The 13059-nt window shown below is 54.4% G+C and carries 7 protein-coding genes; 2 read left to right on the plus strand and 5 right to left on the minus strand.

Annotated elements, in window-relative coordinates; genetic code table 11:
• Positions 1–35: 35 nt before the first annotated feature.
• Both rpoB and rpoC read left to right on the plus strand, forming a co-directional pair.
• Positions 36–4064 carry a DNA-directed RNA polymerase subunit beta gene (rpoB, locus tag FOY93_RS01075; protein WP_032644498.1) on the plus strand — a complete coding sequence of 1343 codons (4029 nt, stop codon included), beginning with the start codon at positions 36–38 and terminating at the stop codon, positions 4062–4064.
• 76 nt (positions 4065–4140) lie between these two features.
• Positions 4141–8364, plus strand: coding sequence for a DNA-directed RNA polymerase subunit beta' (rpoC, locus tag FOY93_RS01080; protein ID WP_023309968.1), 4224 nt, complete (start codon positions 4141–4143; stop codon positions 8362–8364).
• 115 nt (positions 8365–8479) lie between these two features.
• Here rpoC and FOY93_RS01085 read toward each other — a convergent pair whose 3' ends face one another.
• The 5 genes from FOY93_RS01085 to thiG all read right to left on the minus strand — a co-directional run bounded on the left by FOY93_RS01085 (position 8480) and on the right by thiG (position 13058).
• Positions 8480–8797, minus strand: coding sequence for a PTS lactose/cellobiose transporter subunit IIA (locus FOY93_RS01085; protein WP_008503455.1), 318 nt, complete (start codon positions 8795–8797; stop codon positions 8480–8482).
• The gene (locus tag FOY93_RS01090; RefSeq protein WP_010425948.1) at positions 8797–9105 is read right to left on the minus strand and encodes a PTS sugar transporter subunit IIB; all 309 of its coding nucleotides are present in this window, start codon (positions 9103–9105) and stop codon (positions 8797–8799) included. The genes FOY93_RS01085 and FOY93_RS01090 overlap by 1 nt, the downstream gene beginning before the upstream one ends.
• A 180-nt stretch (positions 9106–9285) precedes the next feature.
• Positions 9286–10827 (minus strand): sensor domain-containing diguanylate cyclase, encoded by a 1542-nt coding sequence (locus FOY93_RS01095; RefSeq protein WP_115877033.1) that lies wholly within the window; start codon positions 10825–10827, stop codon positions 9286–9288.
• A gap of 336 nt (positions 10828–11163) precedes the next feature.
• Positions 11164–12291 (minus strand): 2-iminoacetate synthase ThiH, encoded by a 1128-nt coding sequence (gene thiH / locus FOY93_RS01100; RefSeq protein WP_111966107.1) that lies wholly within the window; start codon positions 12289–12291, stop codon positions 11164–11166.
• A complete protein-coding gene (gene thiG / locus FOY93_RS01105) occupies positions 12288–13058 on the minus strand; it encodes a thiazole synthase (RefSeq protein WP_111966108.1) in 771 nt (256 codons plus the stop codon). The genes thiH and thiG overlap by 4 nt, the downstream gene beginning before the upstream one ends.
• Between the last annotated feature and the right edge of the window lies 1 nt (position 13059).

A 13059-nucleotide genomic window follows, 5' to 3' on the forward strand; every position in this document is an offset into this window, starting at 1 on the left:
AGATGGGTCGACTTGTCAGCGAGCTGAGGAACCCTATGGTTTACTCCTATACCGAGAAAAAACGTATTCGTAAGGATTTTGGTAAACGTCCACAAGTTCTGGACATTCCATATCTCCTTTCTATCCAGCTTGACTCGTTCCAGAAGTTTATCGAGCAAGATCCTGAAGGGCAGTACGGTCTGGAAGCAGCCTTCCGCTCCGTGTTCCCGATTCAGAGCTATAGCGGTAACTCCGAGCTGCAGTACGTCAGCTACCGCCTTGGCGAACCGGTGTTTGACGTTCAGGAATGTCAGATCCGTGGCGTGACCTATTCCGCACCGCTGCGCGTAAAACTGCGTCTGGTGATCTACGAGCGCGAAGCTCCGGAAGGCACCGTAAAAGACATTAAAGAACAAGAAGTCTACATGGGTGAAATTCCACTCATGACAGACAACGGTACTTTCGTAATCAACGGTACTGAGCGTGTTATCGTTTCCCAGCTGCATCGTAGCCCGGGCGTCTTCTTCGACAGCGATAAAGGTAAAACACACTCTTCCGGTAAAGTACTGTATAACGCACGCATCATTCCTTACCGTGGTTCATGGCTGGACTTTGAGTTCGATCCGAAAGACAACCTGTTTGTCCGTATCGACCGTCGTCGTAAGCTGCCTGCAACCATCATTCTGCGTGCACTGAACTATACCACTGAGCAGATCCTGGACCTGTTCTTTGAGAAAGTGATCTTTGAAATCCGCGACAACAAGCTGCAGATGGAGCTGGTGCCGGAACGTCTGCGTGGTGAGACCGCGTCGTTCGACATCGAAGCCGACGGCAAAGTGTATGTGGAAAAAGGTCGCCGTATCACCGCGCGCCACATCCGCCAGCTGGAAAAAGATGATATCAAACACATCGAAGTTCCAGTTGAATACATTGCAGGAAAAGTAGCCGCGAAAGATTACGTTGATGAATCAACTGGCGAGCTGATCTGCCCGGCGAACATGGAGCTGAGCCTGGATCTGCTGGCTAAGCTGAGCCAGTCTGGCCACAAACGTATTGAAACGCTGTTCACCAACGATCTGGACCACGGTGCGTATATCTCTGAGACTATTCGCGTCGACCCAACCACCGATCGTCTGAGCGCGCTGGTAGAAATCTACCGCATGATGCGTCCTGGTGAGCCACCAACTCGCGAAGCGGCGGAAAGCCTGTTCGAGAACCTGTTCTTCTCCGAAGACCGCTACGATCTGTCTGCGGTTGGTCGTATGAAGTTCAACCGTTCTCTGCTGCGCGACGAAATCGAAGGTTCCGGTATCCTGAGCAAAGACGACATCATCGAAGTGATGAAGAAGCTCATTGATATCCGTAACGGTAAAGGCGAAGTGGACGATATCGACCACCTCGGCAACCGTCGTATCCGTTCCGTAGGCGAAATGGCGGAAAACCAGTTCCGCGTTGGCCTGGTACGTGTAGAGCGTGCGGTGAAAGAGCGTCTGTCTCTGGGCGATCTGGATACCCTGATGCCTCAGGATATGATTAACGCCAAGCCGATTTCTGCAGCAGTGAAAGAGTTCTTCGGTTCAAGCCAGCTGTCTCAGTTCATGGACCAGAACAACCCACTGTCTGAGATTACGCACAAACGTCGTATCTCTGCACTCGGCCCAGGCGGTCTGACCCGTGAACGTGCAGGCTTTGAAGTTCGAGACGTACACCCGACGCACTACGGTCGCGTATGTCCAATCGAAACGCCTGAAGGTCCAAACATCGGTCTGATCAACTCCCTGTCCGTGTACGCACAGACTAACGAATACGGTTTCCTTGAGACCCCGTACCGTAAAGTGACCGACGGTGTTGTAACCGATGAAATTCATTACCTGTCTGCTATTGAAGAAGGTAACTACGTTATCGCTCAGGCGAACTCCAACCTGGATGACGAAGGCCACTTTGTAGAAGATCTGGTTACCTGCCGTAGCAAAGGCGAATCCAGCTTGTTCAGCCGCGATCAGGTTGACTACATGGACGTATCCACCCAGCAGGTGGTATCCGTCGGTGCGTCCCTGATCCCGTTCCTGGAACACGATGACGCCAACCGTGCATTGATGGGTGCGAACATGCAACGTCAGGCCGTTCCAACTCTGCGCGCTGATAAGCCGCTGGTTGGTACCGGTATGGAGCGTGCTGTTGCCGTTGACTCCGGTGTTACTGCAGTTGCTAAACGTGGCGGTACTGTTCAGTACGTCGATGCATCCCGTATCGTTATCAAAGTTAACGAAGACGAGATGTATCCGGGCGAAGCAGGTATCGACATTTATAACCTGACCAAATACACCCGTTCTAACCAGAACACCTGTATCAACCAGATGCCTTGCGTGTCTCTGGGTGAGCCAGTTGAGCGCGGCGACGTGCTGGCAGACGGTCCGTCAACCGACCTCGGTGAACTGGCGCTCGGTCAGAACATGCGCGTAGCGTTCATGCCGTGGAACGGTTACAACTTCGAAGACTCCATCCTCGTCTCCGAGCGTGTGGTTCAGGAAGATCGTTTCACCACCATCCATATTCAGGAACTGGCATGTGTGTCACGTGACACCAAGCTGGGGCCAGAAGAGATCACCGCTGACATCCCTAACGTGGGTGAAGCTGCGCTCTCCAAACTGGATGAATCCGGTATCGTTTACATCGGTGCGGAAGTGACCGGCGGCGACATTCTGGTTGGTAAGGTTACGCCTAAAGGTGAAACCCAGCTGACGCCAGAAGAGAAACTGCTGCGTGCAATCTTCGGTGAGAAAGCTTCTGACGTTAAAGACTCTTCTCTGCGCGTACCAAACGGTGTTTCCGGTACGGTAATCGACGTTCAGGTCTTCACCCGTGACGGCGTTGAGAAAGATAAGCGTGCGCTGGAAATCGAAGAGATGCAGCTCAAACAGGCTAAGAAAGACCTGTCTGAAGAACTGCAGATCCTCGAAGCGGGTCTGTTCAGCCGTATCTATGCGGTGCTGGTTGCCGGTGGCGTTGAAGCTGAGAAGCTCGACAAACTGCCACGCGATCGCTGGCTGGAACTGGGCCTGACCGACGAAGAGAAACAGAATCAGCTGGAACAGCTGGCTGAGCAGTATGACGAACTGAAACACGAGTTCGAGAAAAAACTCGAAGCGAAACGCCGCAAAATCACTCAGGGCGACGATCTGGCACCAGGCGTGCTGAAGATTGTTAAGGTGTATCTGGCTGTTAAACGTCAGATCCAGCCTGGTGATAAGATGGCAGGTCGTCACGGTAACAAGGGTGTTATCTCTAAGATCAACCCGATCGAAGATATGCCGCACGATGCTAACGGTACGCCGGTAGATATCGTACTGAACCCGCTGGGCGTACCGTCTCGTATGAACATTGGTCAGATCCTGGAAACTCACCTGGGTATGGCTGCAAAAGGCATCGGCGATAAAATTAACGCCATGCTGAAACAGCAGCAGGAAGTCGCGAAACTGCGCGAATTCATCCAGCGTGCCTACGATCTGGGTACCGACGTGCGTCAGAAAGTCGACCTGAACACCTTCAGCGATGAAGAAGTGCTGCGTCTGGCAGAGAACCTGCGCAAAGGTATGCCAATTGCAACGCCGGTATTCGACGGTGCAAAAGAAGCTGAAATTAAAGAGCTGCTGCAACTGGGTGGTCTGCCAACGTCTGGTCAGATTACGCTGTTTGACGGCCGTACTGGTGAACAGTTCGAACGTCCGGTAACCGTAGGTTACATGTACATGCTGAAACTGAACCACCTGGTCGACGACAAGATGCACGCTCGTTCTACCGGTTCTTACAGCCTGGTTACTCAGCAGCCGCTGGGTGGTAAGGCACAGTTCGGTGGTCAGCGCTTCGGGGAGATGGAAGTGTGGGCGCTGGAAGCATACGGCGCGGCATACACCCTGCAGGAAATGCTCACCGTTAAGTCTGATGACGTGAACGGTCGTACCAAGATGTATAAAAACATCGTGGACGGCAACCATCAGATGGAGCCGGGCATGCCAGAATCCTTCAACGTACTGTTGAAAGAGATTCGTTCGCTGGGTATCAACATCGAACTGGAAGACGAGTAATTCTCGCTCAAACAGGTCACTGGTGCCGGGTTAACCCCCGGCACCAGATTGTGCTAACTCCGACGGGAGCAAATCCGTGAAAGATTTATTAAAGTTTCTGAAAGCGCAGACTAAAACCGAAGAGTTTGATGCGATCAAAATTGCTCTGGCTTCGCCAGACATGATCCGTTCATGGTCTTTCGGTGAAGTTAAAAAGCCGGAAACCATCAACTACCGTACGTTCAAACCTGAGCGTGACGGCCTTTTCTGTGCGCGTATTTTCGGGCCAGTAAAAGATTACGAGTGCCTGTGCGGTAAGTACAAGCGCCTGAAACACCGTGGTGTGATCTGTGAGAAGTGCGGCGTTGAAGTGACCCAGACCAAAGTGCGTCGTGAGCGCATGGGCCACATCGAGCTGGCGTCTCCGACCGCTCACATCTGGTTCCTGAAATCTCTGCCGTCCCGTATCGGTCTGCTGCTGGATATGCCGCTGCGCGATATCGAACGTGTTCTGTACTTCGAATCTTATGTGGTTATCGAAGGCGGGATGACGAACCTGGAACGTCATCAGATCCTGACTGAAGAGCAGTATCTGGACGCGCTGGAAGAGTTCGGTGACGAATTCGACGCGAAGATGGGTGCGGAAGCTATTCAGGCCCTGCTGAAGAGCATGGATCTGGAGCAAGAGTGCGAGCAGCTGCGTGAAGAGCTGAACGAAACCAACTCCGAAACCAAACGTAAAAAGCTGACCAAGCGTATCAAACTGCTGGAAGCGTTCGTTCAGTCTGGCAACAAACCAGAGTGGATGATCCTGACTGTTCTGCCGGTTCTGCCGCCAGATCTGCGTCCACTGGTTCCGCTGGATGGTGGTCGTTTCGCAACGTCCGATCTGAACGATCTGTATCGTCGCGTTATCAACCGTAACAACCGTCTGAAACGTCTGCTGGATCTGGCTGCGCCGGACATCATCGTACGCAACGAAAAACGTATGCTGCAGGAAGCGGTAGATGCCCTGCTGGATAACGGTCGTCGCGGTCGTGCGATCACCGGTTCTAACAAACGTCCTCTGAAATCTTTGGCCGACATGATCAAAGGTAAACAGGGTCGTTTCCGTCAGAACCTGCTCGGTAAGCGTGTTGACTACTCCGGTCGTTCTGTAATCACCGTAGGTCCATACCTGCGTCTGCATCAGTGCGGTCTGCCGAAGAAAATGGCACTGGAGCTGTTCAAACCGTTCATCTACGGCAAGCTGGAACTGCGTGGCCTCGCCACCACCATCAAAGCCGCTAAGAAAATGGTTGAGCGTGAAGAAGCTGTCGTTTGGGATATCCTGGACGAAGTTATCCGCGAACACCCGGTACTGCTGAACCGTGCACCAACTCTGCACCGTTTGGGTATCCAGGCATTTGAGCCAGTCCTGATCGAAGGTAAAGCTATCCAGCTGCACCCGCTGGTTTGTGCGGCCTATAACGCCGACTTCGATGGTGACCAGATGGCTGTTCACGTACCGCTGACGCTGGAAGCCCAGCTCGAAGCGCGTGCGCTGATGATGTCTACCAACAACATCCTGTCCCCAGCGAACGGTGAACCAATTATCGTTCCTTCTCAGGACGTTGTACTGGGTCTGTACTACATGACCCGTGACTGTGTTAACGCCAAAGGCGAAGGCATGGTGCTGACTGGCCCGAAAGAAGCTGAGCGTATTTATCGCGCTGGCCTGGCCTCTCTGCATGCGCGCGTTAAAGTGCGTATCACCGAATACGAAAAAGATGAAAACGGCGAATTCGTTGCGAAAACCAGCCTGAAAGACACGACCGTTGGCCGTGCCATTCTGTGGATGATCGTACCGAAAGGTCTGCCTTTCTCCATCGTCAACCAGGCGCTGGGCAAGAAAGCGATCTCCAAAATGCTGAACACCTGTTACCGCATTCTGGGTCTGAAGCCGACCGTTATCTTCGCTGACCAGACAATGTATACCGGCTTTGCTTACGCAGCGCGTTCAGGTGCATCTGTTGGTATCGATGACATGGTCATCCCAGAGAAGAAACACGAGATCATCTCTGAAGCGGAAGCCGAAGTTGCTGAGATCCAGGAGCAGTTCCAGTCTGGTCTGGTTACCGCGGGCGAACGCTATAACAAAGTTATCGATATCTGGGCAGCGGCGAACGATCGTGTATCCAAAGCGATGATGGATAACCTGCAGACCGAAACCGTGATTAACCGTGACGGCGTAGAAGAGCAGCAGGTTTCCTTCAACAGCATCTACATGATGGCCGACTCCGGTGCGCGTGGTTCCGCAGCACAGATTCGTCAGCTGGCAGGTATGCGTGGTCTGATGGCGAAGCCAGATGGCTCCATCATCGAAACGCCAATCACCGCGAACTTCCGTGAAGGTCTGAACGTACTCCAGTACTTCATCTCCACGCACGGTGCTCGTAAGGGTCTGGCGGATACCGCACTGAAAACTGCGAACTCCGGTTATCTGACGCGTCGTCTGGTTGACGTTGCGCAGGACCTGGTTGTGACCGAAGACGATTGTGGCACCCTCGAAGGTATCACCATGACCCCGGTTATCGAGGGCGGTGATGTTAAAGAGCCACTGCGCGATCGCGTTCTGGGTCGTGTAACCGCGGAAGACATTCTGAAGCCGGGTACTGCAGACATTCTGGTTCCACGCAACACGCTGCTGCACGAGCACTGGTGTGACCTGCTGGAAGCGAACTCTGTTGACTCCGTGAAAGTACGTTCCGTTGTATCCTGTGACACCGACTTTGGTGTATGTGCGCACTGCTACGGTCGTGACCTGGCGCGTGGCCACATCATCAACAAAGGTGAAGCAATCGGCGTTATCGCGGCACAGTCCATCGGTGAGCCGGGTACACAGCTGACGATGCGTACGTTCCACATCGGTGGTGCGGCATCTCGTGCGGCTGCTGAATCCAGCATCCAGGTGAAAAACAAAGGTAGCATCAAGCTCAGCAACGCGAAGTCTGTTGTTAACTCCGCTGGCAAGCTGGTTGTGACCTCTCGTAACACCGAGCTGAAGCTGATCGACGAATTCGGTCGTACCAAAGAGAGCTATAAAGTGCCTTACGGTGCGGTTATGGCGAAAGGTGATGGCGAGCAGGTTGCCGGCGGTGAAACCGTTGCAAACTGGGATCCACACACCATGCCGGTTATCACCGAAGTAAGTGGTTTCATCCGCTTCACTGACATGATCGACGGCCAGACCATCACTCGTCAGACGGACGAGCTGACCGGTCTGTCTTCTCTGGTGGTTCTGGATTCTGCTGAACGTACTACCGGTGGTAAAGATCTGCGTCCTGCACTGAAAATCGTTGATGCTCAGGGTAACGACGTTCTGATCCCGGGTACCGACATGCCTGCGCAGTACTTCCTGCCGGGTAAAGCGATCGTTCAGCTGGAAGATGGCATTCAGATCGGTGCGGGTGATGCTCTGGCGCGTATTCCACAGGAATCCAGCGGTACCAAGGACATCACCGGTGGTCTGCCACGCGTTGCGGACCTGTTCGAAGCACGTCGTCCGAAAGAGCCTGCAATCCTGGCTGAAATCAGCGGTATCATCTCCTTCGGTAAAGAGACCAAAGGGAAGCGCCGTCTGGTTATCACTCCAGTAGATGGCAGCGAACCGTACGAAGAGATGATTCCTAAGTGGCGTCAGCTCAACGTGTTCGAAGGTGAACGTGTAGAACGTGGTGACGTGGTTTCCGATGGTCCAGAAGCTCCGCACGACATTCTGCGTCTTCGTGGCGTACACGCGGTAACGCGTTACATCACCAACGAAGTACAGGACGTTTACCGTCTGCAGGGCGTTAAGATTAACGATAAGCACATTGAAGTTATCGTTCGTCAGATGCTGCGTAAAGCAACCATCGAAAACGCAGGCAGCTCCGAGTTCCTGGAAGGCGAGCAGGTTGAATACTCACGCGTCAAGATCGCTAACCGCGAACTGGAAGCGAACGGCAAAATCGGTGCGACCTTCTCGCGCGATCTGCTGGGTATCACCAAAGCGTCTCTGGCAACCGAGTCCTTCATCTCTGCAGCATCGTTCCAGGAAACGACTCGTGTCCTGACCGAAGCCGCTGTTGCAGGTAAACGTGATGAACTGCGCGGTCTGAAAGAGAACGTCATCGTGGGTCGTCTGATTCCGGCTGGTACCGGTTATGCGTACCATCAGGATCGTATGCGTCGTCGTGCTGCGGGCGAACTGCCAGCTGCACCGCAGGTCACTGCTGAAGATGCATCCGCAAGCCTGGCAGAACTGCTGAACGCAGGTCTGGGCGGTTCCGACAACGAGTAATCGTTGATGCCCGGTAGTGGAAATTACCGGGCATATGAATCGCAGGTCGGGTAAGCGTAGCGCCACCTGACAATAAAAAACCCGCCTCGGCGGGTTTTTTTACATCTGCATGTTTTCAATTCACCAACGGGATCCGACGATAAAGCTCAATCATATCGCCCGCCAGATCCTGAATGACCATGGCGTTCATCAGGTGATCCTGCGAGTGAACGGTGATCAGGTTAACCGGGAGCTTCCCGGTTCCCTCATCAAGACCGATAAGCTGCGTCTGGATCGTGTGCGCATGCTTCACATATTCACGCGACTCTTCCATCGCTTTTTCAGCTTCGTCAAACTCACCTTTACGCGCCATCTGTAACGCCGTCAGGGCCGCACTGCGCGCCGCGCCCGCGTTGACCAGCAGTTCCATAATCGTGGTTTCTAAGTCTTCCATTATGACTCCAGAAGTTTGAGCGCTTTTTCCAGTACGGCATCACCTTTCATCATGCCGTAATCCATCATGTCGATCACCGCGACCTTTTTACCCAACGGGTCGGCCTGCGCCTGGAGTTTAGCCTGCTCGTATTTAACCTGTGGCCCCAGCAATACGATGTCGGCCGTCGCGATGTTGTCTTTAAACTCCGCAACCGGAACGGCTTTAATGGTGACTTCAACCCCTTTTTTCTGTGCGGCATCTTTCATACGTTGAACCAGCATGCTGGTTGACATTCCCGCTGCACAGCATAAAACGATGTTCTTCATAATCAGCCTCGATCTACATGTGTTTATTGATAATTATCCCGTGCAGACCGCTTCAACAACCGCTTTACCGCGATTGTGTGTCAGGCATCACAAAGAAACCGGTGATTTTCTGAAACCGGTTACAATTTTGCATTGTCGGACACCCGGCCCGTGGAAACGGGCAGGGTGAAAGAGGCAGGATTAGCTGATGGACGTTCGGTTAATGCGGTTTTTGCCCTGCTGTTTGGCGCTGTAGAGGGCGTTATCAACGCTCCCGACAAATTGCTCCAGCGGTTCAAAATGCCACTCTCCAAGACCGCCGCTGAACGTAACCCGCAGGTTTTCTTCCCGCCAGACGCGCTTTTCAACGGCGGTACGCCACGCTTCCAGCAATGAGAGCGCGGAAGACATCTGCTCCGCCTGGAAGATTACCGCGAACTCTTCTCCACCATAACGGTAAATCGATACGTGATGTGGCTGCATGATCTGAATCCCTTCGCGAGCCACGTTACGCAGAACAATATCGCCGGTCAGGTGGCCCAGCGTGTCGTTAATTGACTTGAAGTTATCAATGTCTACCAGCGCCATCGCGAAAGGCTGCTGGGCATTCAGCAGCTCCGCGACATCGCTGTCGAACGCGCGGCGGTTTTTACAGCCCGTCAGCGCATCGTGAGTGGCCTGGCGAACATACGCCATTTCACGCTCTTTGTTGGACTGAATCGTGTGGCTCAGCATCGCTTCCAGGCGCGGCGCCTCGCTAACATCGCCAGTTTTGATGGCATTGATAATGTGCATCAGCACTGAACGCGAGGCGTGGCGGAGGTATAAGCCGAAGAGGATGATGATGATGGCGGCCAGCGCAAACCCCCAGCCAACGATTGTTGTTTCGTGACGGGTAATATCTGTGAGCGTCTCGCCAGAGACCCGGTAGATGACAAACCAGTCCGGGTTGGTAAACGAGTAGTAGTAATACCAGGCGTTGCTTTTCTTGTCGTAAAGATGACCTTCGCCGCTGGTCATTTTGTCCATCAGCGCTTCGCTCACGTACTGTTTGAACAGCGCGCCGGTATCCGGATGCAGCACCACGGCACCATCGCGTTCGACGACGAAGAATTCCCCCTGAACGGGCGCCACCATCTGGCGCAGGGTGAAGCCCATAGACGTCAAATCGAGATGGAAAGCGAGCGTTCCCTTCAGTCTCCCTTCAGGCGAAATCAAAGGCTTATAGAGTGTTACCGTCGGATGGCCAGTGAAGTAGTCCATGTAGGGACGGGTATAGTGACTGAAGATACTGGCTTCTGCCTGAGCGACGAACCACGGGCGTGTCCGGGGATCGAAGGTTTTACTCGTCTCCGTGGGGAGCACCTCTGGTGCGCGAAGATAATGCCCCTGCGTGTCCGCCAGCGAGATGGAGGAGACGGTCGGCATCAGGTTCTGCAAATGCATCATCATCTGCAGCCCTTGCGTCGGGTTGACATTGAGCGTCTCGTTTAGCCTGTCGTCGCGGGCAAAGTACATCGCGGAACGGCCCAGGATATAGTCATTTTCACGCAGGATAGATTCGGTGTAGTTCACCGCCAGGTTATGCGTGAAGTTGCTATTGATCTTATGATAATCCTCAAGAAAATCCTTTCGTTGCGAAAGCGTTACCGCGATCGCGATCACCGCAAAACTGCAGAGGATCCCCGCAAAGCTGAGCATGATTGGCCGTGTAAAAGAGAGCTTTTTGCTGTGAAGTGCCATGAGCTGTACATCGTTCCTGATGGTGAATATTTTTCGTCTGCCGATATCCTCTCAGCATAGTCGCTGTCCTGCGGTTAGCGGTGAATTATACGGCGCACGATTTCTGACGAGATGATTTATCTTAAGAATCATTAAGAAAACACTTATTCATTTGCCGGGGGCAGTTTGTGAAATGAATCAGAGGCAGGGCGAAACGAGGAAGAAGCTTTTCGCCCCGGTCAGCATCCGTTGCTGACCTTGTGACAATAAAAAACCGGACGATCGATGACAATCATCCGGTTTTGCCTTTTCGTAGCGTCTCGACAAATTTCTATGATGTTGCTGTGCGTTTCAACGTCATTGCGAGGCTCTTCCCAGCCAGCTGTCCCAGTCTTTCCAGACAGGCTGAAGGCCCTGCGCCGTCAGGGCTGCGGCGACCGCTTCCGGACGTCGCCCGTCATGCGGCACAAACTGCTCCAGCTCCGGACGATCGTCGGCGTAGCCGCCAGGCTGCGTTTTGGAAAACGCGCTGACGTTGTTAATTGCAAGCGGGATAACGCGATCGCGAAACGCCGGGGACTCACGCGTTGAGAGCGATAATTCAACTTCCGGGGCGAGCAGGCGAAACGCGCAGATCGTCTGCACCAGCTGGCGTTCATCCATTAGCGAAGCCGGTTCGATCCCTCCCGCACAGGGGCGCAGGCGCGGGAAGGAGATGGAATAACGGCTCTGCCAGTAGTGCTGCTGGAGCCACAGCAAATGTTCCGCCACCATATAACAATCCACCCGCCAGCTGTCGGAGAGCCCGATCAGCGCACCCAGACCGATTTTGTCGATACCCGCGCGGCCGAGCCTGTCCGGCGTTTCCAGCCGGAAAAAGAAATCCTGTTTCTTACCCTTCAGGTGGTGCCGGGCGTACGTCGCCTCATGATATGTTTCCTGGTAGACCATGACCCCGTCCAGCCCGAGGTTTTTGAGCTCTGCGTACTCCTCCTGCGACAGGGGCTGCACTTCCATCTGCAACGACGCAAACTGACGACGAATGGCGGGAAGGTGCTGACGGAAATAGTCCATTCCCACTTTTCCCTGATGTTCGCCCGTGACCAGCAGAAGATGTTCAAAGCCCATTTCACGAATGGCCGCACACTCCCGGGAAATCTCATCTTCATCGAGCGTTTTACGCTTGATGCGGTTGCTCATGGAAAAACCGCAGTAGGTGCAGTCATTGGCGCACAGGTTGGAGAGATAGAGCGGCACGTAGAAGCTCACCGTGTTGCCAAAACGCTGGCGGGTGAGTCGCTGTGCTCGCTGGGCCATCGGTTCGAGGTACGCGCTCGCCGCGGGGGAGAGCAGGGCCATCAGATCCTCGCGGGTCAGATGGCGGGCATGCAGCGCGCGCTCCACGTCAGCCGCCGTTTTGCTGTTGATGCGCAGGGCAATGTCGTCCCAGTTAAGCTGCCGCCAGCGCTCGGTAAACGTGCTCATGAGATCGCCTCCAGAAAACCGGTCAGCGGGCTGGTGGCCTGCGCCTGGAAACTGCGCGAGCCGGGGCCGGCTCCCCTTGCCAGCAGGCCAGCCTCTACGGCCATGCGGAATGCACGCGCCATCATGACCGGGTCGTCGGCAACCGCGATGGCCGTGTTGACCAGCACCGCGTCGGCGCCCATCTCCAGCGCTTGCGCGGCATGGCTGGGCACGCCAATGCCCGCATCAACGACCACCGGCACGGTGGCCTGCTCGATGATGATCTCCAGCATCGCGCGGGTTTCCAGCCCCTGGTTGGAGCCAATGGGGGCCCCCAGCGGCATGACGGCAGCGCATCCGACCTCTTCGAGACGTTTGCACAGAACAGGGTCAGCGCCGCAGTAAGGCAGAACGGTAAACCCTTGCTGCACCAGCTTTTCAGCCGCTTTCAGCGTTTCAATCGGGTCGGGCAGCAGCCAGCGGGCATCCGGATGGATTTCCAGCTTTAGCCAGCGGGTGCCGAGCGCCTCGCGGGCCAGCTGCGCGGCAAAAATCGCCTCTTCGGCCGTTTTGGCGCCGGAGGTGTTGGGCAACAGCGTGACGCCTGCTTCCAGCAACGGAGCCAGAATGGCATCGCTGTGGTGGCGCAGATCCACGCGCTTGAGCGCCAGCGTCACCAGCTGGCTGCCGCTTTCGCGAATGGCATCCACCATCAGCTGCGGCGAGGCGAATTTTCCGGTTCCGGTAAACAGATGCGAATCAAAAACCTTATCGGCAATACGTAACATC

This window comes from Enterobacter sp. 18A13 (assembly GCF_007035975.1).
Taxonomy (GTDB): domain Bacteria; phylum Pseudomonadota; class Gammaproteobacteria; order Enterobacterales; family Enterobacteriaceae; genus Enterobacter; species Enterobacter vonholyi.

Bases quoted from the DNA above. Each gene is read 5' to 3' on its own strand.
- rpoB (WP_032644498.1), top strand. From the start codon at position 36: ATGGTTTACTCCTATACCGAGAAAAAACGTATTCGTAAGGATTTTGGT.
- FOY93_RS01095 (WP_115877033.1), bottom strand. From the start codon at position 10,827: ATGGCACTTCACAGCAAAAAGCTCTCTTTTACACGGCCAATCATGCTC.
- thiG (WP_111966108.1), bottom strand. From the start codon at position 13,058: ATGTTACGTATTGCCGATAAGGTTTTTGATTCGCATCTGTTTACCGGA.
- FOY93_RS01090 (WP_010425948.1), bottom strand. From the start codon at position 9,105: ATGAAGAACATCGTTTTATGCTGTGCAGCGGGAATGTCAACCAGCATG.
- thiH (WP_111966107.1), bottom strand. From the start codon at position 12,291: ATGAGCACGTTTACCGAGCGCTGGCGGCAGCTTAACTGGGACGACATT.
- FOY93_RS01085 (WP_008503455.1), bottom strand. From the start codon at position 8,797: ATGGAAGACTTAGAAACCACGATTATGGAACTGCTGGTCAACGCGGGC.